We start from the raw sequence: 20,203 nt of genomic DNA, 5'->3' as shown, positions 1-20,203 counted from the left end.
GACTTCAGGTGATCTGGTGGGCGAAGACGCGGTCGAGCTCGGCGGCGGCGTCGGTGGTGACCCCGCCGTGGACGGGGCCGGGCTGGAGGACCGTGGACTTCGGGGCCTTGAGGAGTCCGAAGCGGGCGGACTCGTTGTCGGAGAGCGCCCGCATCCCGTACGCCGTGGCGCGGACGCCCGCGCCGAAGCCGGCGTGGGCGGCGCCGGCGCAGATCAGGTCCACCGACTCCAGGGCGGCCCGCACGAGAGAGAGCTCGAGTCCCGGGGCGAAGACGGCGAGGCGCTGCTCGTCGAGCGCCCACCGGGCGGCGAGGAACTTCTGCTCGGGGCAGTGCAGGACCACGCCGACATTGAGGAACTCCTCACGCTCAGGGCGCGGTACGCAGCGGAGCACGACGTACTGGTAGGCGTCCATCACGCCCCCTGGGCAGGCTCGGCCGCGGGCAGCCACGGGCGCTCGCCGTCCAGGCGCGCCCGTAGGAACGCGACGTAGCGCTCGCGCAGCGACTCCGGGGTGTCGTAGCCGGGGACGGGCTCGAGCCACTCGTCGGGTACGTCGGCGAGCACCTTCTCCAGCACCGCGTCGTCGAGCCGCGAGGCGAGGTCGTCGTTCTGAGCGATCGCCTCGGCCGCGTAGGACCGCAGGATGTGCTCGGAGGTGTCGAAGGGCTGCGCCGCATAGCGCGCCGGGTCGCCGCCTCCGCCGGGCCAGACGTGGTGGAAGTAGAGCGAGGCGCCGTGGTCGATGACGTAGAGCGCGCCGTTCCACAGCAGCATGTTGGGGTTGCGCCAGGAGCGGTCGACGTTGGCGATCAGCGCGTCCATCCACAGGATCCGCCCTGCGAGCGACGGCTCGGGCTGGTAGGCGGCGTCGTAGCCGAAGGCACCGGCCAGGAAGTCGATGCCGAGGTTGAGCCCGGCGCTCACGTTGAGGAGGTCCTGGACCTCCTCGTCCGCCTCGTAGCGGGCGATCTCCGGATCGAGGTCGAGCACCACCTGCTCGGGCGTCGGGATGTCGAGCGCCCGGCACAGACCGGTGACGATCACCTCCGCGACCAGCACCCGCAGCCCCTGCCCGGCGCCGCGGAACTTGCAGACATAGGTGCCGAGGTCATCGGCCTCCACGATCCCGGGCAGGCTGCCGCCTTCCCGAAGCGGGGTGACATACCGCGTCACCCGCACCGTCTCCAGACTCACGAGATGGTGTCCTCTTCCAGTCGTCTCTTCTCCTCGGCGATGTCGAAGCGGGGCGCGGGCCAGTCGAGGTCGAGCCGGTCCAGGGTCTCCAGGAGCAGCTCGCCGATGGCCAGGTTGCGGTACCACTTCTTGTCGCTCGGCACGAGGTACCACGGAGCGTACTCGGTGTTGGTGCGCTCCAGCGCAATCTCGTACGCCTCCTGGTAGCGGTCCCACAGCTGACGCTCGTCGATGTCGCCGGGGCTGTACTTCCAGTGCTTCGTCGGGTCCTCGAGCCGGGCCCGGAGACGCTTCTTCTGCTCCTTGGGCGAGATGTGGAGCATGCACTTGAGGATGACGGTGCCGTCGTCGGCGAGGCGCTTCTCGAAGTCGTTGATGGCGTCGTAGCGTCGCTCGATCTCCTCGGCGGAGGCGAGCTCGCGGACGCGGCCGATCAGCACATCCTCGTACTGGGAGCGGTCGAAGACACCGAGGTAGCCGGGCTCCGGCACCGCCCTCTCGATCCGCCACAGGAAGTCCTGGGCCCGCTCCTCGTCGGTCGGTGCCTTGAAGCTGGTGATCTTCACGCCGACCGGGTCGACCAGCCCGACGGTGTGCTTGAGCACGCCACCCTTCCCGGAGGTGTCCATCCCCTGCAGGATGAGCAGCACCCGCCTGGGGTCCTCGCCCTCCTTCGAGGCGAACAGCTTGGTCTGCAGCTCGATCAGCGTCGGGCCGAGCTCGGCGAGCACCTGCTTGCCGGTCTCCTTGTCGGCGCCGACGCCGGGCGCGGAGTTGGTGTCGTACTTCCGCAGGTCCACCGCACCGGCCGGCAGCCGCAGCTCATCAAGAAGGCTCATGCATAGACGATAGTGCCGAGTCGGCTCGTTATGACGAGCCGACTCGGCACAGATCGATGTCAGGACGGGCCGACTCGGCGGGTCAGCCGAGTACGCGCCGAAGATCCAGCGAGCAGCCGACCATCGTGGTCGTCGAGCCGTCGGGCTGGGGTTCGTCGAACCAGGTGCCCTGCTCGAAGCCGACCTTGGCGAGCATCCGCAGGGAGGCGGCGTTGCGGTGGTCGGGGGCGGCGAAGCAGGCCGTCGCATCGGGATAGCGGCGCGCCAGCGAGGTGAGCCAGACCCAGGCCATCCGCGGCCCGATCCCGCGACCGACGAAGGCCGGCTCGCCGATCGCGTAGTCGAAGCCGATCGCGTCGGGATCGGGGGTGAGCAGCGCGTAGTCGGGCTCGTCGCTGATCCGGTAGTCCTGGCAGAAGCCGATGGAGCGCCCGTTGACCTCGATCACCCAGAACGTCACCGCGGTCTTGCCGTCGATGTCCGGGCCGTAGTTATCGGCCACCCACTCGGGCGTCGGCTCCCCGTCAACGGCGTACCACCGGTGCACGTGCTCGGCGTTGAGCCACCGGATCAGATGAGGCAGGTCGCCGCGGGTCATCGGCCGCAGCACCACCACCGGCATCGGGTCGGAGGAGAACTCCTTCACCTCACCGGAGAGGTCCACGGCGTACGCAGGCCGCCCGGCGATCCTCGTCGCCGCCGATGCCCAGCTCTCCCCCGGACGAGTCACGCCACCGAGACGGAGTGTCCCCGTATGGACCGCGACCGGCGTGAACATGCACCCAGGTTAACGCCGCCGGGTCAGTGGGCCTGGCCGCCGCGGCGGTCGACGAGCGGCGGCTGGGAGGACCACGGGAAGTCGATCCAGCGGTCGGTCTTCTTGTAGACGTAGTCGGCGTTGATCACCGTCCACGGCTTCTCGAAGATCACCGCCGTGCGGGCCTCCGCCACATGGCCCTCGCAGAAGTCGTGGACGATCTCCAAGGTCTTGCCGGTGTCGGCGACATCGTCTGCGATGAGCACCTTCATCCCGGTCAGGTCGACAGCCGCAGGGGTCGGCGGGAGCATGATCGGGACGTCGAGGCGCTCGTTGATGCCGGTGTAGAACTCCACGTTGACCGCGGACAGGTTCTTCACGTCGAGGGCGTAGCCCAGGCCCATCCCCAGGGCCAGACCGCCACGGGCGATGGAGAGCACGATGTCGGGCTCGTAGCCGCTGTCGACGACCTTCTGGGCGATGTCGCGCACTGCGGTGCCGAAGAGGTCGTAGGTCAGGATCTCGCGCTCTTGCTGCTCACTCACAGATCGGATTCTGACACGAGACCGCCGGTGCCATCGTCATCGGCCAGAGCCAGCTCCTCGCGAACGATGCTGTAGGCCACACCGGCGCCGTATCCCTTGCGGGCGAGCATCCCGACCAGACGCCGGGTCTTGGTCTGGTCGTCGAAGCGCTCCAGGGAGCGCAGCTTGCGCCGGACCATCCGCCGGCCGGCCTCGCGCTCGTCGTCGGGGTCGATCTCGTCGAGCGCGTCGCGGGCCACGTCGTCGTCGATGCCCTTGCGGCGCAGCTCTTGGGCCAGTGCCCGTCGGGCCAGACCCTTTCCGGGCTGTCGGCTGGCGATCCAGGCCTTGGCGAAGGCCTCGTCGTCGATCAGGCCGACCTCTTCGAAGCGGTCCAGCAGCCGTGTCGCCAGGGCCGCCGGAACCTCCTTCTTCTCGAGCTTGTCGGCGAGCTCCTTGCGGCTGCGCGCCTGGCCGGTCAGGGCGTCGAGGAGGATCTTGCGGGCGATGGCCTCGTGGTCGGGCTCCGGGTCGTTCTTGGGGTCTGCGGGATCCGCAGGGCGGGGCTTGCGCGTACGCGACCGTGTTGGTCTCGACTCGCCGTCGCTCCTTCGTCGCGACGACGGCTCGACCGACGGGGGCGACGGTTCGACCAACGGGGTCTTGCCGGCCCAGGCTTCTACGCCGAGCGAGACGTCGCCCAGCCAGTCGGGCGCGGGCCGTTCGTCCACCCAGGGATCCTGGGTGGACGAACGGTCAGGCCTTGACGAAGCCACGGGTCAGCCGGTGCCTGTGGACCTAGAAGTCCTCGACGCCGGCGGGCTCGGCCGCGGGCGCCTCGCCGTCAGCCGGGGCGTCGACCGTCGGCACGACGCCGAGCTTCTCCAGGATCCGCTTCTCCAGCTCGTTGGCCAGGTCGGGGTTGTCCTTGAGGAAGTTGCGGGAGTTCTCCTTGCCCTGGCCGAGCTGATCGCCCTCGTAGGTGTACCAAGCACCGGCCTTGCGGACCAGGCCCGCCTCGACACCGACGTCGATCAGGCCGCCCTCGCGGGAGATGCCCTTCCCGTACATGATGTCGAACTCGGCCTGCTTGAACGGCGGGGCCACCTTGTTCTTCACGACCTTGACGCGGGTGCGGTTGCCGACCATGTCGGTGCCGTCCTTGAGCGTCTCGATCCGGCGCACGTCGAGCCGCACCGAGGAGTAGAACTTCAGCGCACGACCACCGGTCGTGGTCTCGGGCGAGCCGAACATCACGCCGATCTTCTCGCGCAGCTGGTTGATGAAGATCGCGGTGGTGCCGGAGTTGTTGAGCGCACCGGTCATCTTCCGCAGCGCCTGGCTCATCAGTCGAGCCTGGAGGCCGACGTGGCTGTCGCCCATCTCGCCCTCGATCTCGGCCCGCGGCACCAGCGCCGCGACGGAGTCGATGACGATCAGGTCGAGCGCACCCGAGCGGATCAGCATGTCGGCGATCTCCAGGGCCTGCTCACCCGAGTCCGGCTGGGAGACCAGCAGGGCGTCGGTGTCGACGCCGAGGTTCTTCGCGTATTCCGGGTCGAGCGCGTGCTCGGCGTCGATGAAGGCCACGATGCCGCCGGCGCGCTGCGCGCTGGCGACCGAGTGGAGGGCCACCGTCGTCTTACCCGAAGACTCCGGACCGTAGATCTCCACGACCCGCCCGCGGGGCAGACCGCCCAGACCCAGCGCCACGTCGAGCGCGATCGAGCCGGTCGGGATCACTTCCAGCGGAGCCCGGGTCTCATCGCCCAGCCGCATGACCGAGCCCTTGCCGAACTGCCTCTCGATGTTGGCGAGAGCGGCGTCCAATGCCTTCTCGCGATCACCTGCCGCCATGTTCTTTCCTTCCTGAGGGGAAGACTTCTTCCCCTTGCCTGCCGCTTGTCCACGTGTCTTCGTCGTCATCAAGGCAGACGCTAGACGGGACCACCGACAGTTTTGAACGGGACCCTCTGGCACGGTGTTTCACGACCCGGTTTTTGCCTGGGCGATTGCACGAACCACGCTCCACCTACTACCACACACTAGCCCGAACAAGCGTTCGATGTGAACACCTGTTCGGGCGTGTCGAGGTCGTCGGATCCTCAGTGGCCCTGCATCTCGACCTGCTCGGCCGGAGCAGGGCCGTCACCGATCTCGTCGGCGATGGCGACCGACAGACCACCGAGCATGAACGCGATGATCACCGCGGCGAGCGCGCCGGTGGAGAAGGACGGAATGAAGCGGCGTACGCCTTCCTGGACCGGCGCCGCGCCGTGGAACTCGTGCGTCAGCGCGTGTCCCTTGCCCCGCTGGAGCAGGTATCGGTTGACCGGGAAGGCCGCCACGAAGGCCACCGCGAGTGCGATCATCATCCCCACCCAGAACACGACGTTGACGAGCCCGGCCTCCATCGCGCCGGGGATAAGCGCCATGACCAGGTTGTCGACCAGCTCCATCGTGGCGATCGAGAGGGTGTCGGCGGCCAGCACGACACTGAGCGCCGCACCGACGGCCATGCCCGACTTGAGCAGCGGCAGCGTCGAGAGGGCGTAGCCGAAGACGAACGCGAGCGCGACAGCCAGGGCGATCGTCCACCCGGTGCCGAGCCCGATCGCGGTGCCGATCATCAGACCGGCGATCTCGCCGATCGCACACCCGGTGAGGCAGTGCAGCGTGGCGCTGGCCGCCATCGCGTTCACCCCGGATCCGCCGCCGTGCGCGGAGTGGTCGCCGTGGCCCCCGTGCATCGCGTGCTGATGTCCGGCGTGGTCGTGCCCGGCGTGCAGGTGCTCGTCATGCGACATCATGTCGCTCCCTTGCTCGATCGTTCGGTGTTCCTACGCCTCAATTCATACCCCATGGGGGTATGTAATCGCAAGTGATATCTGCCTCGGGAGCCCGCTTTGTCCAACCGCTGACGACTCCCTAAGGTGTGCGGTGTGTGGACAGCGCGAGGACGGCGGCGGACGACCCGGGTTGTCGCGCGCGCCGGTCTGCTGGCGGCGGTCTTGGTCACGGTCGCCGGCCTGCTGGCCATGCACGCGCTGAGCCTGCACGGCACCGGCACCGACGGCGAGCACGGCACCTTGAGCCTGCCCGCCGCACACGTCGAGCACACCCACGCTCTCGACCACGCGGCCACCGGTGCCGCCGACCACACCGGTCACCAGGGCGGGGACGAACATACGGCGATGGTGCTGTGCGCGGCGTTCCTGCTCGCCGCAGGCGCGCTGCTCCTTGGCGGGCTGTGGCGGCGTACTCCTGCCTGGTGGTTCTCACGGGCGCGGTCCTGGTCACGGACCATCGGGTCGACGCCCTTCACCACACCTCCAGCGACAGGCCCACCACCGGAGTGGGCCTACTCCGTCATCAGGTGCTGAGCGGCCCTGGACCCACCCGCCACCGCGGGTAGGTCAGCGATGCCCGAGACAGCACATGACAAGGAGAACCAACAGATGCGTATGCAACGACCCCTCATCCGCTCGACCTGGGCCGCGGCCGGCCTGGCCGTACTGCTCACCCTGTCCGCCTGCGGCGGCAGCGACGAGGAGGCAGAGAAGCCCCAGAAGCTCTCGGAGACCGAGTACAACAAGGCCGACGTCACCTTCGCGACCGAGATGATCCAGCACCACGCCCAGGCGATGGCGATGGTCGACCTGACGATGGACCGCACGCTCGACCCCGAGGTCCAGGAGCTGGCCGACGCGATCCGCGCGGCGCAGAGCCCCGAGATCGAGACGATGTCCGGCTGGCTCCTGCAGTGGGGCGAGGACGTGCCCGCGACGATCCGCGACCACGTCAACGGCGGCCACGAGGGTCACGGCGACGACGGTGACAGCAGCATGTCCGACTCGATGGAGGGCATGGACGCGGACATGCCCGGGATGATGTCGGCCGACGACATGGACGCCCTGGAGAAGGCCTCCGACGCCGAGTTCCAGGACATGTGGCTGGAGATGATGGTCGAGCACCACGAGGGTGCTGTCGAGATGTCCGAGATCGAGCAGGGCGAGGGCCGGTTCAAGCCGGCCGTCGACCTGGCCGGGACGATCATCGAGTCCCAGTCGACCGAGATCGACACCATGGAGAAGCTCCTCGGCTGAGGATCCCGACAGGGGCAGGGCCCGCAGCCGCGGGCCCTGCCTTCTCAGGCCGCCCGACGGGCCACGTACGCAGCCCCGAACAGCACCGCCACCAGCAGGATCGTGCCGAGCGCGAGCGCCGGATATCCGGCCAGGTCGACGACGACGCCCGACACCGCCCCGGCGGCGGCAGCGGCGACGCCCATGATCAGGTCGGCGGTGCCCTGGACGTCGGCACGCACCTCGAGCGGGGTGTGATCGGCGACCGAGGTGGCGGCCGCGATCGTGGCCAGCGACCAGCCGAGACCGAGCAGGAAGAGCCCGGCGAAGATCCGCCCCGAGCTGCCCTCCGGCGCCGCGGCGCACAGGACCAGGGACACCAGGAGCACCCCGCCGCCCAGCGCCATCACGTCGGCCCGGCCGACACGGTCGGCGAGCCAGCCGGCGACCGGCGCGAAGGCGAACATGCCCAGGACGTGCCCGCTGATCACCAGTCCGATGATCTCCAGGCCGGCGCCGCCGTGCTCCATGTGGAGCGGGGTCATCACCATCACCGCCACCATCGTGGCGTGCGCCGCGGCCTGCCCGACGACCGCCGCCGCCAGCGCGGGACGCTCCCGGATGACGGCGATCGCGCGGCGCCAGCTCGTGGTCTCGACAGGCTCGACCACCGGCGAGGAGTCCGTGGCCGGAGCACCCTCCCGGGCGACCAGCAGCGGGTCGGGTCGCAGGAAGACCCCGACCACCAGCGCTGCGGCCAGCATCCCCATCGACCCGATCGCGAACGGACCGGTGAGCACCGGGATCCCGACGGCGTCGGAGAAGATCTCGGCGACGCCGGTCAGGTTGGGGCCGATCACCGCACCGAACGTCGTGGCCCAGACCACGACCGACAGCGCCCGCGCACGGCTCCTGGCGGGCGCCAGGTCAGTGGCTGCGTAGCGCGCACCGTTGTTCGCCGCGGTGGTCGCACCCAGCAGCAGCGCCCCGACCAGCAGCAGGATCATCGAGCCGACCACGCCGGCCAGCACCGCCAGCAGCCCACCGGCCGCCCCGAGCAGGTAGCCCGCCACCAGCCCGAACCGACGCCCACGCGCGTCCATCACCCGCCCCAGGACGTAGGCAGCCAAGGCGGCGCCGAGCACCTGGGTCGTCTGGGAGAGACCGGCCATCGACTCCGAGCCGGACAGGTCGCGCGCGAGCAACGAGGCGGTCGCGATACCGATCGTGATGCCCATCGCGCCGACCGCCTGGGTGGCGACCAGAGTGAGGATGGTGCGCTTCTGGACCGCGGCCACCGAAGCCGGAGCGGCCAGCGTCACCGCTCACGCGCCGGCAGCTCCAGGGCCTTCCAGACCGCGGCCCAGACCTCCTTGGGCGGGACGCCGTCGTCGAGGGCCTCCTGGGCGGTGCGCCCGCTCAGTTCGCCCATGACGAACTGGCGCGCCCACGCTCGCGCGTAGCCCGCGCCGAGCGCCTCATCCATCCGGGACCAGAACTCCGTGTGTCTCATCGCCCCGAATGCTACTCAGCCTCGGTCGGGCCGACGGGCGAGGACGTCGAGCCAGACGTCGCCGAGGCGTCCGTCGGCGTGCCCGACCTCCAGCACCTCCCACCCGGCCTCGGTCAGCGCCTCCCGGAGCGCGGGCTCGCGCCAGTAGACGAAGAGGCGGGGAGCCTCGATGTGCCCGCGGTCGGTCCACTCCTCGCCGTCGCCCTCCTTCATCGACACGTGCAGCGCACCGCCGGGGCGGGTCACCTCGGCGAGCCGGGCGAGCACCGTCCGGAGGTCGTCGCGGGCGACGTGCAGCAGCGTCGCCGAGGCCCAGACCGCGGCATAGGGGACGTCGGGGTGGACCGGGTCGCGCAGGTCGTCGACCAGCGGGTCCAGGCAGGCAGCGGCGTACCCCTGCTTGCGCAGGTGCGCCACGAACCCTTCGCTGATGTCGGTGCGCCGCACCCGCACTCCCCCGGCTTCGAGGGCCTTCGCGTCATGGCCCGGCCCGGTGCCGATCTCGAGCACGTGGTCGCCGGGCTCGAGCACGGCCAGGAACCTGTCCAGGACCGAGCGGGTCTCCTCGGAGAACGAGCTGCCCTGGACGTACGTCGCGACGCCGGCGTCGTAGGCGGCGACGGTCGCCCGCTTGGCGGCCGAGCGTACGTCCCACAGGTGGTGGACGACGTCGTGGAGGTGGTAGCGGCCCAGCGACTCGACGCTGAACACGTCGCCGTTGGACCGGGTGCCGCGGCGACCCCAGGCGTCCGGCGGGACCTTCTCGTAGATCGTCGCGATCTCGTCGGCCGCGTCCATCAGCTGCTCCGCGACGACAGCCGGGTCCTGGCCGGCGTAGTCCTCCTCGCGGGCGGTCACGTCCTGGTCCCAGTTGGCGAAGCGCGGCTCGTCCTCGGTCAGCATCTGCTGCAGCCGCTCGGCGAAGATGCGGTGCACGTCGCGTACGTGTGCTCCGTACTCCAGCGCCGACCACACCCCGGGACGGGGGCGTTCGCGGGCGTTGTCGGCGGCCAGGTAGATCTCCCAGTAGGTCGCGTTGTCCCGCACGATCTCGGGGAGCTGGTCCGCGGTCACGGCACCGGCGATGAAGCCACACTCCGGGCAGGGCCGGTCGAGGACCCAGGTCCAGTCCTTGGTGTCGGGCTCGATCGCTTCATATGTCATGACGTCAATCTTGACGGCCCATCAGAAACGTCACGAGGGAGATCCTGCCTGTGAGACGCGACTTGCTGCCGCTCAGGTGAGCAGTAGGGAGTCGAGCCGGCGCCGCACGACGACGAGGCCGATCGCGCCGAACGCCAGCAGATAGACCACCGAGACCAGCGAGCCCCACGACGGCACCCCGAGCGTCAGCTCTCGACACAGCACGACACCGCGGTAGAGCGGCGTGACCTCCACGATCCAGCGCAGCCACTCCGGATAGGCGGTGACCGGGAAGAAGGTCGCGCTGAACAGGAACATCGGCATCATCGCGAGGGTGACCTTCTCGAAGTCCTGCCAGGAGGTCATGTAGGTCGTCAGAGCCATGCCGACAGCCCCGAAGGCCGACCCGATGAGCAGCGCCGCCGGGACCACCAGGAGCGCCCACCAGGAGTGGACCAGGTCCATCGCGACCATGATCAGCAGGAACGCGGTCACGTAGATCCCGCTGCGCAGCTGGTTCCAGAGGATCTCGCCGACCGCGATGTCGACCGTACGCAGCGGGGTGGCCAGCATCTGGTCGTAGAGCTTGTTGTACTTCAGCTTGAAGAAGAAGTTGAACGTCGCATCGAGCAGCGACCCGTTCATCGCCGAGGCCGCGATCATCCCGGGCGCGACGAACTCGCGATAGTCGACCGGCTTCCCGGCGTACTCGAAGCCGACCACCATCGCGCCCACGCCGATGCCGATCGAGAACAGGTAGAAGACCGGTTCCAGGAAGCCTGTGATGAAGACCAGCCAGGCGCGCCGGTAGACCAGGATGTTGCGCCACAGCAGCAGCCGAGCGGCCTCGCCGCCTCGCAGCGGCCGGGCGACGGTGGCGCCAACCGCGGCGGTGAACAGCGCCATCTCAGGAGACCAGCCTCTCGCCGAGCCTGCGCACGGCGAGCCACCAGCACACGCCCGCGAGCAGCCCGAGATAGCCGACATGGACCGCGGCCAGCGCCCAGTCGATCTCGCCCAGCGCGAGCATCCGGGTCAGGTTGACCCCCTGCCACAGCGGCGAGGCCATCGCGACCTTCTCCAGCACCGGCCCGAGGTTGGCGACGGGGAAGAACGTGCCGGAGAAGAGCGTCAGCGGGATCATCCCCAGCCGGAAGATCAGCGCGAAGGACTCCTCGCCCTTGATCGAGAGCGAGAACAGCAGCACCGGCGTCCCGAAGGCCAGCACGACCAGCCCCTGCACCAACCACGCCGTCAGCACGCCCCACCACGTCTCGAAGACCCCGAAAGGCGCCAGGACCAGCAGGAAGACCCCGCAGGCGAACAACGTACGCAGCATCAGGAAGCCCAGCTGGGCCAGCACGATGTGGGACGCGGTGAGCGGCGAGGCGATCATCGAGAAGTAGATCCGCTGCCACTTGACCATCCCGTAGACCGGATAGGTCATTTCGGAGAAGGCGATCGTCATCGCGTGGGCAGCGACCATGCCCGGTGCGACGAACGCCAGATAGGAGTCGGCACCCTCGAGGGTGGCCGGATCGGCCTCCACGAATCCTCCGAGCAGCACGCCGAGTGCCAGCACGTAGAAGAAGGGCGTGACGAAGGTCGTGATCACCCCGCCCTTCCAGGTGCGTGCCAGGACGGTGAGCCAGTAGTCGCCCATCCGCAGGGCGCCGTAGACCAGCCCGGCGGGAGCCGTCGGCGGGGTCGCCGGTGCCGCGTCGGCGTAGTCGGTCATCAGTCCACCAGGGTCCGGCCGGTCAGGTGCAGGAAGACGTCCTCGAGCGAGGAGCGCCGCACGAGGGTGGCCACCGGCGACAGGTCGCGGCTGTGGACGGCCTCGATGACCGCCTCGCCGTCGTCGCTGTAGAGCAGCAGCCGGTCGGGCAGCACCTCGACCCGCTCGGCGAGGTCCTCGACCTTGGCCGCCAGCGCCTCGTGCTCACCGACGCCGAAGCGCAGCTCGGCGACCTCGCGCGTGGAGTGCTGCTGGATGAGTCCCAGCGGCGTCCCGTGGGCCACGATCCGGCCCTGGTCCATGACCACGAGCTCGTCGCACAGCTGCTCGGCCTCGTCCATGTAGTGGGTGGTCAGCAGCAGGGTCACGCCCGCCTGCTTGAGCCGGAAGAGCCGGTCCCAGATGACATGGCGGGCCTGGGGGTCCAGGCCGGTGGTCGGCTCGTCGAGCACCAGGATCTCGGGTCGGTTGATCAGGCTCCGGGCGATCGTCAGCCGTCGCTTCATGCCGCCGGAGAGGTCGTCGACCTTGGCCTTGGCCTTGTCGGTGAGCTGGACGAAGTCGAGCAGCTCCTCGATCCGACCCTTCACCTCGGCCCTCGGCAGCCCGAAGTAGCGCCCGTAGACGAAGAGGTTGTCGTAGACGTTGAGCTCGACGTCGAGGGTGTCCTCCTGCGGGCACACCCCGAGCCGCGCCTTGATCTTCGGCCCTTCCTTGGCCGGATCCATCCCGAAGACCCGCAGCTCTCCCCCGCTGGGCGGCGAGACACAGCAGATCATCCGCATCGTCGAGGACTTGCCGGCGCCGTTGGGGCCCAGGAAACCGAAGGCCACACCGGGGCGCACGGACACGTCGATGCCGCGTACCGCCTCGAAGTCACCGAAGGACTTGCGCAGCCCGCGCGCCGAGATCATCAGGTCCTCACCCACGTCGGCAAAGACTAGATCAACCCCGCTGCCACTGGATCAACCCTGCTGTCTCTGGCGCCGGTTGTAGTCGCGCATCCGCTGCGGTACGCCCACGACCGCGGCGTCGTAGGAGGGGACCTGGTGCTGGTTGGCGAACTTGTGCGCCCACTGCGCCGACGGCACTCGCCGCCGGGTCCACTCGCCGTCGTGCGCGACCAGCAGCAGGGTCACCTCGCTGACGACGGTGCGTGGCTCGACGAACCCCTCGACCCCGCGTCGGGTCTTGACGAACTGCTCGAGATGCTGCTGGTCGGCGGAGTCGGCGGCGCGCACCCTTGTGGATCCGGTGTAGCTCTCGCCCGTCGGACGGCTCATGCGCGTCCCGCGGCGTCGGAGGCGATCGAACAGGCTCACGCACCAATTGTGCATGCCGATGCCCAACGCCGTCAGCGATAACCAGTTGGGCGCCCACTCAGTGGTCGCCTATGTTGGAGCCTTTGACCCCGTGCCCCCATCGAAGCCTGCCGCTGACGGAGAAGCGATGAACCAGCCATGCCCGTAGACGACCTCGACGCGGAGCGCGCCCATCTGGCTGCCTCCCGGAACGATCTGGCCCGGATGCGGCGGAAGGTGGAGTCGCTGGACTCCTCCACGGCCGGCAACTGGGTCAGTGCCGAGATCCTCGACGCCACCCTCGCGCAACGCCTGGAGCAGCTGGCCGACGATCCGGACGTACCGCTCTTCTTCGGCCGGATCGACCGGAGCGAAGCCGTGGGAGGGGAGTCCTTCCACATCGGGCGGCGCCACATCTCCGACAGCGCGGGCGACCCGATGGTGGTCGACTGGCGGGCTCCGGTCAGCGTCCCGTTCTACCGGGCGTCGCGGACCGAGCCGATGGGGCTCGCGCACAGGCGGCGCTACGGGTTCTCCCACGGGGAGCTGACGGCGTTCGAGGACGAGTCGCTGACCGAGGTAGGGGCCGGCCAGGAGCACTCGGCGATCCTGGAGGCCGAGATCGAGCGGCCGCGCGTGGGGCCGATGCGCGACATCGTGGCCACCATCCAGCCCGAGCAGGACGTCCTGGTCCGCGCCGACCTGTCCCAGACGATCGTCGTGCAGGGTGCGCCGGGGACGGGGAAGACGGCCGTGGGGCTGCACCGGGCCGCGTACCTCCTCTACGCGCACCGCGACCAGCTGACCCGGCGCGGTGTCCTGATCATCGGCCCCAACGCCTCGTTCCTGCGCTACATCCGCGACGTGCTTCCCGCGCTGGGTGAGATCGAGGCCAAGCAGGCGACGATCGCGGAACTGGTCGCCCTCCACGGCGCCGTCCGCGCGGAGGAGCCGGCCGCGGTGGCGACGCTGAAGGGCGACGTACGCATGGCCGACGTGCTCCGCCGAGCGGTCTGGTCCCACGTCGGATCGCCGGAGGAGGCTCTGGTCGTCCCGCGCGGCTCGCGACGCTGGCGGGTGCCGTCCTCAGAGGCGCGGGAGGCGCTGGAGGGGCTGCGCGCCAACGATCTCAGGTACGCGGCGGCCCGGGCCCTGCTCCCGCGCGCCCTGGCCCACCGGGTGCTGGTGCAGATGGAGCGCTCGGGCGACTCGCCTGACGACCGGGTGCACGACGCGGTGGCCCGGGCGAAGCCGGTCAAGGACTACGCCGCCGCGCTCTGGCCCGACCTCAAGCCCGCGAAGGTACTGTTCCGGCTCTTCACCGACGCCGCCTGGCTCGCCGAGGTGGCCTCGGGGGTGCTCACGGAGACGGAGCAGGAGGCACTGCTCTGGGAGAAGCCGCCGCGCTCGGCCGGCACGGCGCGCTGGTCGCTGGCCGACCTGGTGCTCCTCGACGAGATCGCCGACCTGCTCGACCGCACACCGTCGGTGGCCCACATCGTCGCCGACGAGGCCCAGGACCTCTCCGCGATGATGCTGCGCGCGCTCGGCCGCCGCTCGACCACGGGGTCGCTGACGATCCTGGGCGACCTCGCCCAGGCGACCACGCCGTGGGCCTCCTCGTCCTGGGCCTCCGCGCTGAAGCATCTCGGCAAGCCCGACGGCCACGTCGAGCAGCTGACCCGCGGCTTCCGCGTCCCCGCCGACGTGATCGCGTACGCAGCCCGCCTCCTCCCCCACATCGCCCCCGACCTGGAGCCGCCGGTCGCGGTGCGCCGCACGCGCGGCGACCTGACCTTCACCAGCTCCTCGGTCGTGGAGGCGCTCGGGGCTGCCCTGGAGCGGCCCGGGTCGGTGGGGCTGATCGTGCCCGACGCCGCGCTGGCGGACGCCCGTGCCGAGCTGACCGAGGCCGGGCTCGGCTTCGCCGAGATCGGGGTGTCTGCCGACGAGGAGACCGAGTTCGACGCCCACCTCGACCTCGTACCCGCCTCGCTGGCGAAGGGGCTCGAGTTCGACCACGTGGTCGTCTCCGACCCGGTCGGGATCGTCGCCGGTGAGCCGGACCGTGACACCGGCCTCCGCCGCCTCTACGTATGCCTGACCCGCGCGGTCACCTCCCTGGTCGTACGCCACTCCGACCTCCCCGGCGGCCTCCCCGAAGAACTCGGTGGCGTCCCGGAGCGGGTTGGTGCGAAGGTGGGCGCATGATCGACACCCGACCTGATCCGCTGGTGAAGGCCGAGTGGCCGCTGCACACCGAGCGCCTGGTGATCCGCCGGATGGTGCCCGCCGACATCGAGCCGACCTGGGCCTTCCGCGGGCTTCCCGAGGTGGCTGAATGGGTGACGACCGCATTCGCGGACCTCGAGGCCTACCGCAAGGTCTTCGAGCACCCCGACGTCATCGGCCCCGCCCTGGTGATCGAGCGTGACGGCGTCATCGTCGGCGACCTCATGCTGCGGATCACCGAACCGTGGTCGCAGACCGAGGTGCGCGAGCGGGCCAACGGCACCCAGGCCGAGCTCGGCTGGACGATCGACCCGGCCCACCAGGGCAACGGCTACGCCACCGAGGCCGTACGCGCCGTGCTCGACGCCTGTTTCGGCCCGCTGGGTCTGCGTCGCGTCGTCGCGGAGTGCTTCGCCGACAACGAGGCCTCCTGGCGACTCATGGAGCGCCTCGGGATGCGCCGCGAGTCGCACACCGTCAAGGACTCCCTGCACCGCACCCGCGGCTGGCTCGACGGCCTCTCCTACGCGATCCTCGCCGAGGAGTGGACCACCGTCAGTCGCTGAGTGCCGCCGCGATCGCGGCCTCGCAGTGCAGCCTGGTCGTCGGGAACAGCGGCACACCTGCGTACGTCTCGATCGGCAGCAGCAGCTCGATCTCGGTGCAGCCCAGGACGACGCCCTCGCAGCCGGCGGCGACGAGACGATCGATGACCTCGATGTACGCCTGCCGGGAGCTGTCCAGGAACGTCCCCAGGCACAGCTCCTCGTAGATGATCCGGTGGACGGTCTCCTGGTCCGCCTCGGTGGGGACGGTGACCTCCAGGCCGTGGCCACGCAGCCGGTCGGCGTAGAACGGCTGCGACATCGTGAAGCCGGTCCCGAGGAGCCCCACCCGCCTGACGCCTGAGGCGTTGACCGCGGCCGCCGTCGTGTCACCGAGATGCAGGAACCGCTCCCCGTACGTCTCCTCCAACGCCCCGGCCACCTTGTGCATCGTGTTGGTGGCCAGCACGATCACCTCCGCCCCGGCGTCACTGAGCGTCGCCGCCTCCTCGGCGAGGCGCTCCCCCGCCCGCTCCCACTCGCCGGCGACCTGCATCTCCTCGATGTCGGCGAAGTCCACCGACCGTACGAGCAGGTCCGCCGAGTGCAGCCCACCGAGCCGCTTCGCGGCGATCTCGTTGAGCAGGCGGTAGTACTCCGCCGTCGACTCCCAGCTCATCCCACCCAGTACGCCGATCCGTCGCATGCCTTCAGTGTCCCTGGGCGGCCAACACGGCGGCGAGGCCTGCTCGTAGGTCCTCGACGAAGATGTCGGGGGACCTCCATCGAGGGGAAGTGCCCGCCTCGCGAGGGTGTGCCCCAGCGGACGATCTGCCGGTAACGCTGCTCGGCCCACGGGCGCGGGCACCTCTCGACGTCGGCGGGGTAGATCGTGATCGCCGAGGGCACCTCGACCCGGAGCTCGGGGTCGAGCGCGTTGTGGCTCTCGTAGTAGATGCGGGCCGCGGACGCACCGGTCCGGGTCAGCCAGTAGAGCGTGACGTTGTCGAGGATGTGGTCCCGGGAGATCGTCTCGAACGGGCTGCCCTCGGTGTCCGACCACTCGGCGAACTTGTCGAGGAGCCAGGCGAGCAGCCCGACCGGCGAGTCGACCAGCGAGTAGCCGATCGTCTGCGGCCGGGTGGCCTGCTGCTTCGCGTACGCCGCACGGTGCCGCCAGAAGTCGCGGGTCCCCTCGGCCCAGGCCCGCTCCAGCGGCGTGAGCCCGTCCATCGTCAGTCCGGGCGTTCCTTCCGCGAACGTCGTGTGGATGCCGCGCACATGGTCCGGGAACCTGCCGGCGAGCACCGTGGTGATGTTGCCTCCCCAGTCCCCGCCGTGTGCCACGAACTCGTCGTAGCCGAGCCGTCCCATCAGCTCCACCCAGGCGGCCGCGGTCTTCTCGGTCCCCCATCCCGTCACCGCCGGTCTCTCGCTGTAGCCGAAGCCCGGCAGCGACGGCACCACGACGTGGAACGCCGGCACCGCGGCGTCCACGGGATTCGCCAGCTCCTCCACGACGTCGGCGAACCGGACGACGCTGTCGGGCCACCCGTGGGTCAGGAGCAGCGGCGTGGCGTCCGCCCGTGCGGATCTGCGGTGCAGGAAGTGGATCCCCAGACCGTCGATGGTCGTGCGGAACTGACCGATCCGGTCGAGCCGTCCCTCGAACACCCGCCAGTCGTACGAGGTGCGCCAGTAGTCCACGATCTCGACCAGGTCGTCGAGCGGAACGCCCTGTTCCCACCGCCCCCGACCGGTCGCCGCTCGATCGACCGTCTCGGCCTCCGGCAACCGCGCCGCGGCCAGCCGCGCCCGCAGATCGTCGAGATCGGCCTCGGGTGCGTGGGCTTCGAATGCTCGTACGTCGCTGCTCGGGTCGGACATGAGACCTCCTGCCATCGCGGAACCGTCTGTGCCCGGTTCTAGCATTCGCCCCGCAACGGCCGGGTCGGGATCACCCCGTCGGGCGGGCGCGAGCGTCTTCCCAACTACAGGTCACAGGCTCCTCATGGGGGCTCGAGGAGAGACGTACGACCCCGACCTCGCCGTCGACCTTCCAGCCGAGCACGCAGTCGCTGACCGTCCTCCCCATCCAGTAGCCGGTGACCCCACCGGAGGCGACAAAGATCCGCGTCCCCTTCTCCTGCACCTCGAGCCCCGGGAGATCACTGAGGGCCCGTACGCTCGCGCTCGCGTCGTCCGCGCCCAGAGCCGCCTCGAGCCGGGCCTCGGCGTCCTCGGGGACCTCGACCGTCTCAGCAGGAGTCGTATCGACCTCCGGCTTCCTCGGACAGTCGACCTCGTCGGCAGTGTCCCACTCGCGCGGCTCGGACCACTCGAAGCAGCGAGTGGCGGTGTAGATGCTCGAGTGGTCGGGCCAGATCCGGGTCGCACATTCCCAGTTCGTACGGCACTCGTGATGCGCCGTGACCGCCAGCACGATCCGCCGCCCCTCCTCGGGTCGGTCGGTCGCCACCAGGATCTCCACCTCCCCCTGCCGCTCCCCCTCGCGCGCCTGGTCGTAGGCGGTCTTGCCGGGATAGGTCTCCATCGCGTTGAAGATCGCCACGGCACGGGTATGCGTCCGCGCGTCCGCCGGCGACCCCTGAGCCCATGCCCAGACCCCTCCGACGGCTACCACCAGCATCAGCGCAACGACCGCCGGCTCAACCCACGAAGTCTTCACGGCACCAGTCTCGAAGAACCGGCCGTCCCCGGCGTGAGCGCAGATACTCAGTTCGGCGCAGCTGTTTCGGAGCCTGTCCGGTCTAGGGGCGGCGGGTGAACCGGATCGTGCCGTCCGGCAACCGCTCATGGACGTACGCCGGGGCGTGGGCCAGGCGGTGGTGATGGGGACAGAGCAGTGCGCCGTCCTTCAGGTTGGTCTTGCCGCCGGCCGCCCACGGATCGAGGTGGTGGGCGTCGCACCACTCCGGGGGCATGTCACAGCCCTCGGCTTGGCAGCACTTGGCCCGCAACCGCAGTGCCTTGCGTTGGATGGGCTGGAAGAACCTGCTGGCTCGGCCGGCGTCGAGGACCTCACCGTCACCGCCGAGCACCCAGGGGATGATGGTGGCGTTGCACGCCATGCGTCGGGCCTCAGCCGCGGTGATCGTGGTCCCGTTGGTCTCGTCGTAGCCCAGGGTCGCGGTGCCGAGGTCCTTGCGGAGCTCTTCGAGGCTGATGACCACGTTGATGGTGGTGGCGTCGCCACCGTGCCGGGGCAGCGCGGCGGGGTCGAGGGTCTCCAACAGCCGGCCGAAACCCTGCCCCATCAACCGTTCCCACGGCGGCAACGCCGCACCCTTCTCGACCAGTTGCTGTTTGCGGGGCTGGGCGTAGGCCTCGACGAGCCGTTTGAACCGCATCCCGATCGAGGTCGGCAGGACCCCGTCGAACCCGACGGTGCCGTCGTGGTTGTCCCACACCCGGAGCGCTGTCCTCTGCTGGGCGCGTTCTTCCTCGGCGAGCAGGGCCTGGGCTTCGGCGTCTTCGAACCGGGCCGGGTCGATCTCGGCCAGGATCTTCCTGCCAACGATCGCCAGTTCGTTGGCGGTCAGCCGGGTCGCGTAGTCGACCAGGAGTTTCTCAGCCAAGGCCAGGTCCTCGGTGCTGGCGACCGGGTCGGCCTCGATCTTGTCGAGGGCCTTCGTGATCACCCGGGCCTTGTCCGGGGAGACCACGCCGGCAGCAAGGCCATCAGCAACGAGCTCGTACTGGGTGACCTTGGTGGCGAGTTTGATCTGCGACCTGGCCACGGCTTTGTCGACCAAGAGCTCGGCGCGCATCCAGGCCGAGGCGTCCTTGTCGCCGGTCTCCTGGGCGATGTCACCAGACGAGGCGAGGACCCGCAACCGCAGGGCGGCCTGTTGGGTCTGGATGGTCTCCAACCTGGTCAGCAGGTCCTTCTTCGTCGCGGTCCGCCAATAGGCAGGGTCGCTGGCGAGCAGGTCGTGTAGGGAGGACTCGATGGCGGCAAGAGCGGTGTCGATCGCATCACCGGAGTTGCTGCCCCAGTGGTCGACGTCGCGGTCCAGACTCATCGTGTTCCCTCCCTTCCGAGGTGTGTTGTGATGGATCTGATTCTACGCCCTCGAAGAGATACCTAGCCACCTATAGGTGCAGGTCAGAGGCTATTTTCGCGGTGAGCGAACGCGGTCGCTTCTGTGGATGGTAAGTGGCCCGAAGGGCCACCCCTCCACCCCCACAAGCCCCACTGATCCCAGCAAGAACCCCTCCGCGCCACACCCGGGCCGCCGCCCCGATAGCCAGCCAAATCTTTTCTCGACGGTCCCCGGTGTCAAGGACCGCGAAGCGGCCGGCGAA

The 20,203-nt window shown here is 69.6% G+C and carries 23 protein-coding genes; 4 read left to right on the top strand and 19 right to left on the bottom strand.

Going from position 1 to position 20,203, the window contains the following annotated elements; genetic code table 11:
- Positions 1–4 precede the first annotated feature (4 nt).
- The 8 genes from ACIRON_RS21180 to ACIRON_RS21145 all read right to left on the bottom strand — a co-directional run bounded on the left by ACIRON_RS21180 (position 5) and on the right by ACIRON_RS21145 (position 6,124).
- Positions 5–415, bottom strand: coding sequence for a DUF3037 domain-containing protein (locus tag ACIRON_RS21180; RefSeq protein ID WP_402995186.1), 411 nt, complete (start codon positions 413–415; stop codon positions 5–7).
- On the bottom strand, positions 415–1,197 hold the full coding sequence (locus ACIRON_RS21175) for a HipA family kinase (protein ID WP_402995184.1): 783 nt from the start codon (positions 1,195–1,197) through the stop codon (positions 415–417). Before ACIRON_RS21175 ends, ACIRON_RS21180 begins: the two co-directional genes overlap by 1 nt.
- Positions 1,194–2,036 (bottom strand): PPK2 family polyphosphate kinase, encoded by an 843-nt coding sequence (locus ACIRON_RS21170; RefSeq protein WP_402995182.1) that lies wholly within the window; start codon positions 2,034–2,036, stop codon positions 1,194–1,196. The genes ACIRON_RS21175 and ACIRON_RS21170 overlap by 4 nt, the downstream gene beginning before the upstream one ends.
- Positions 2,037–2,118: 82 nt before the next feature.
- Complete coding sequence (locus tag ACIRON_RS21165; protein WP_402995180.1) at positions 2,119–2,814, bottom strand: GNAT family N-acetyltransferase; 696 nt, start codon at positions 2,812–2,814, stop codon at positions 2,119–2,121.
- A 23-nt stretch (positions 2,815–2,837) separates the two neighbouring features.
- On the bottom strand, positions 2,838–3,338 hold the full coding sequence (locus ACIRON_RS21160) for a phosphoribosyltransferase (RefSeq protein WP_091040933.1): 501 nt from the start codon (positions 3,336–3,338) through the stop codon (positions 2,838–2,840).
- Positions 3,335–4,048 (bottom strand): regulatory protein RecX, encoded by a 714-nt coding sequence (locus ACIRON_RS21155; protein ID WP_402995178.1) that lies wholly within the window; start codon positions 4,046–4,048, stop codon positions 3,335–3,337. The genes ACIRON_RS21160 and ACIRON_RS21155 overlap by 4 nt, the downstream gene beginning before the upstream one ends.
- A 67-nt stretch (positions 4,049–4,115) precedes the next feature.
- Positions 4,116–5,174, bottom strand: coding sequence for a recombinase RecA (recA, locus tag ACIRON_RS21150; protein WP_091040930.1), 1,059 nt, complete (start codon positions 5,172–5,174; stop codon positions 4,116–4,118).
- A gap of 248 nt (positions 5,175–5,422) precedes the next feature.
- Positions 5,423–6,124 carry a DUF4396 domain-containing protein gene (locus tag ACIRON_RS21145; protein WP_402995176.1) on the bottom strand — a complete coding sequence of 234 codons (702 nt, stop codon included), beginning with the start codon at positions 6,122–6,124 and terminating at the stop codon, positions 5,423–5,425.
- A 135-nt stretch (positions 6,125–6,259) separates the two neighbouring features.
- On the opposite strand from ACIRON_RS21145, the gene ACIRON_RS21140 reads away from it, so the two are divergent.
- Together ACIRON_RS21140 and ACIRON_RS21135 are read left to right on the top strand one after the other, a co-directional pair.
- Positions 6,260–6,700, top strand: coding sequence for a DUF6153 family protein (locus ACIRON_RS21140; RefSeq protein ID WP_402995174.1), 441 nt, complete (start codon positions 6,260–6,262; stop codon positions 6,698–6,700).
- Positions 6,701–6,775: 75 nt separating this feature from the next.
- Complete coding sequence (locus ACIRON_RS21135) at positions 6,776–7,423, top strand: DUF305 domain-containing protein (protein ID WP_402995172.1); 648 nt, start codon at positions 6,776–6,778, stop codon at positions 7,421–7,423.
- A gap of 44 nt (positions 7,424–7,467) precedes the next feature.
- Here ACIRON_RS21135 and ACIRON_RS21130 read toward each other — a convergent pair whose 3' ends face one another.
- The 7 genes from ACIRON_RS21130 to ACIRON_RS21100 form a co-directional block, all read right to left on the bottom strand.
- Complete coding sequence (locus tag ACIRON_RS21130) at positions 7,468–8,724, bottom strand: MFS transporter (RefSeq protein WP_402995170.1); 1,257 nt, start codon at positions 8,722–8,724, stop codon at positions 7,468–7,470.
- Positions 8,721–8,915, bottom strand: coding sequence for a DUF3046 domain-containing protein (locus ACIRON_RS21125; protein WP_402995168.1), 195 nt, complete (start codon positions 8,913–8,915; stop codon positions 8,721–8,723). Before ACIRON_RS21125 ends, ACIRON_RS21130 begins: the two co-directional genes overlap by 4 nt.
- 15 nt (positions 8,916–8,930) lie before the next feature.
- Entirely contained in the window at positions 8,931–10,079 is a 1,149-nt protein-coding gene (locus tag ACIRON_RS21120) for a methyltransferase domain-containing protein (protein WP_402995166.1), read from the bottom strand.
- Between the two features lie 72 nt (positions 10,080–10,151).
- Positions 10,152–10,964 carry an ABC transporter permease gene (locus tag ACIRON_RS21115; protein WP_402995164.1) on the bottom strand — a complete coding sequence of 271 codons (813 nt, stop codon included), beginning with the start codon at positions 10,962–10,964 and terminating at the stop codon, positions 10,152–10,154.
- Between the two features lies 1 nt (position 10,965).
- Positions 10,966–11,796 (bottom strand): ABC transporter permease, encoded by an 831-nt coding sequence (locus ACIRON_RS21110; protein WP_402995162.1) that lies wholly within the window; start codon positions 11,794–11,796, stop codon positions 10,966–10,968.
- On the bottom strand, positions 11,796–12,710 hold the full coding sequence (locus ACIRON_RS21105) for an ABC transporter ATP-binding protein (protein ID WP_402995550.1): 915 nt from the start codon (positions 12,708–12,710) through the stop codon (positions 11,796–11,798). The genes ACIRON_RS21110 and ACIRON_RS21105 overlap by 1 nt, the downstream gene beginning before the upstream one ends.
- A gap of 51 nt (positions 12,711–12,761) precedes the next feature.
- The gene (locus ACIRON_RS21100; protein ID WP_402995160.1) at positions 12,762–13,079 is read right to left on the bottom strand and encodes a hypothetical protein; all 318 of its coding nucleotides are present in this window, start codon (positions 13,077–13,079) and stop codon (positions 12,762–12,764) included.
- 177 nt (positions 13,080–13,256) lie between these two features.
- Between ACIRON_RS21100 and ACIRON_RS21095 the strand changes: the two genes are divergently transcribed.
- On the top strand, positions 13,257–15,308 hold the full coding sequence (locus tag ACIRON_RS21095; RefSeq protein ID WP_402995158.1) for a HelD family protein: 2,052 nt from the start codon (positions 13,257–13,259) through the stop codon (positions 15,306–15,308).
- Entirely contained in the window at positions 15,305–15,895 is a 591-nt protein-coding gene (locus ACIRON_RS21090; protein WP_402995156.1) for a GNAT family N-acetyltransferase, read from the top strand. Before ACIRON_RS21095 ends, ACIRON_RS21090 begins: the two co-directional genes overlap by 4 nt.
- Here ACIRON_RS21090 and ACIRON_RS21085 read toward each other — a convergent pair.
- The 4 genes from ACIRON_RS21085 to ACIRON_RS21070 form a co-directional block, all read right to left on the bottom strand.
- Positions 15,885–16,580, bottom strand: coding sequence for an aspartate/glutamate racemase family protein (locus ACIRON_RS21085; protein WP_402995154.1), 696 nt, complete (start codon positions 16,578–16,580; stop codon positions 15,885–15,887). The two genes, ACIRON_RS21090 and ACIRON_RS21085, sit on opposite strands and share 11 nt — an antisense overlap.
- Positions 16,550–17,761: an epoxide hydrolase gene (locus tag ACIRON_RS21080; protein ID WP_402995152.1), complete on the bottom strand. Its 1,212-nt coding sequence runs from the start codon at positions 17,759–17,761 to the stop codon at positions 16,550–16,552. Before ACIRON_RS21080 ends, ACIRON_RS21085 begins: the two co-directional genes overlap by 31 nt.
- A 70-nt stretch (positions 17,762–17,831) precedes the next feature.
- A complete protein-coding gene (locus ACIRON_RS21075) occupies positions 17,832–18,563 on the bottom strand; it encodes a hypothetical protein (protein WP_402995150.1) in 732 nt (243 codons plus the stop codon).
- Positions 18,564–18,645: 82 nt separating this feature from the next.
- Entirely contained in the window at positions 18,646–19,920 is a 1,275-nt protein-coding gene (locus tag ACIRON_RS21070) for a DUF222 domain-containing protein (RefSeq protein ID WP_402995148.1), read from the bottom strand.
- Positions 19,921–20,203: the final 283 nt, after the last annotated feature.

It is taken from the genome of Nocardioides sp. NPDC101246, assembly GCF_044767415.1.
In the GTDB taxonomy this organism is placed as follows: domain Bacteria; phylum Actinomycetota; class Actinomycetes; order Propionibacteriales; family Nocardioidaceae; genus Nocardioides.
The sequence above is the reverse complement of the archived record's forward strand: the minus strand, read 5'-3'. Positions and strand labels throughout refer to the sequence as shown.

Excerpts from the sequence above, each read along its gene's own strand:
- ACIRON_RS21180 (WP_402995186.1), bottom strand. The coding sequence starts at position 415 with ATGGACGCCTACCAGTACGTCGTGCTCCGCTGCGTACCGCGCCCTGAG.
- ACIRON_RS21170 (WP_402995182.1), bottom strand. The coding sequence starts at position 2,036 with ATGAGCCTTCTTGATGAGCTGCGGCTGCCGGCCGGTGCGGTGGACCTG.
- ACIRON_RS21165 (WP_402995180.1), bottom strand. The coding sequence starts at position 2,814 with ATGTTCACGCCGGTCGCGGTCCATACGGGGACACTCCGTCTCGGTGGC.
- recA (WP_091040930.1), bottom strand. The coding sequence starts at position 5,174 with ATGGCGGCAGGTGATCGCGAGAAGGCATTGGACGCCGCTCTCGCCAAC.
- ACIRON_RS21145 (WP_402995176.1), bottom strand. The coding sequence starts at position 6,124 with ATGTCGCATGACGAGCACCTGCACGCCGGGCACGACCACGCCGGACAT.
- ACIRON_RS21135 (WP_402995172.1), top strand. The coding sequence starts at position 6,776 with ATGCGTATGCAACGACCCCTCATCCGCTCGACCTGGGCCGCGGCCGGC.
- ACIRON_RS21125 (WP_402995168.1), bottom strand. The coding sequence starts at position 8,915 with ATGAGACACACGGAGTTCTGGTCCCGGATGGATGAGGCGCTCGGCGCG.
- ACIRON_RS21120 (WP_402995166.1), bottom strand. The coding sequence starts at position 10,079 with ATGACATATGAAGCGATCGAGCCCGACACCAAGGACTGGACCTGGGTC.
- ACIRON_RS21115 (WP_402995164.1), bottom strand. The coding sequence starts at position 10,964 with ATGGCGCTGTTCACCGCCGCGGTTGGCGCCACCGTCGCCCGGCCGCTG.
- ACIRON_RS21110 (WP_402995162.1), bottom strand. The coding sequence starts at position 11,796 with ATGACCGACTACGCCGACGCGGCACCGGCGACCCCGCCGACGGCTCCC.
- ACIRON_RS21105 (WP_402995550.1), bottom strand. The coding sequence starts at position 12,710 with ATGATCTCGGCGCGCGGGCTGCGCAAGTCCTTCGGTGACTTCGAGGCG.
- ACIRON_RS21100 (WP_402995160.1), bottom strand. The coding sequence starts at position 13,079 with ATGAGCCGTCCGACGGGCGAGAGCTACACCGGATCCACAAGGGTGCGC.
- ACIRON_RS21095 (WP_402995158.1), top strand. The coding sequence starts at position 13,257 with ATGCCCGTAGACGACCTCGACGCGGAGCGCGCCCATCTGGCTGCCTCC.
- ACIRON_RS21090 (WP_402995156.1), top strand. The coding sequence starts at position 15,305 with ATGATCGACACCCGACCTGATCCGCTGGTGAAGGCCGAGTGGCCGCTG.
- ACIRON_RS21085 (WP_402995154.1), bottom strand. The coding sequence starts at position 16,580 with ATGCGACGGATCGGCGTACTGGGTGGGATGAGCTGGGAGTCGACGGCG.
- ACIRON_RS21080 (WP_402995152.1), bottom strand. The coding sequence starts at position 17,761 with ATGTCCGACCCGAGCAGCGACGTACGAGCATTCGAAGCCCACGCACCC.
- ACIRON_RS21070 (WP_402995148.1), bottom strand. The coding sequence starts at position 19,920 with ATGAGTCTGGACCGCGACGTCGACCACTGGGGCAGCAACTCCGGTGAT.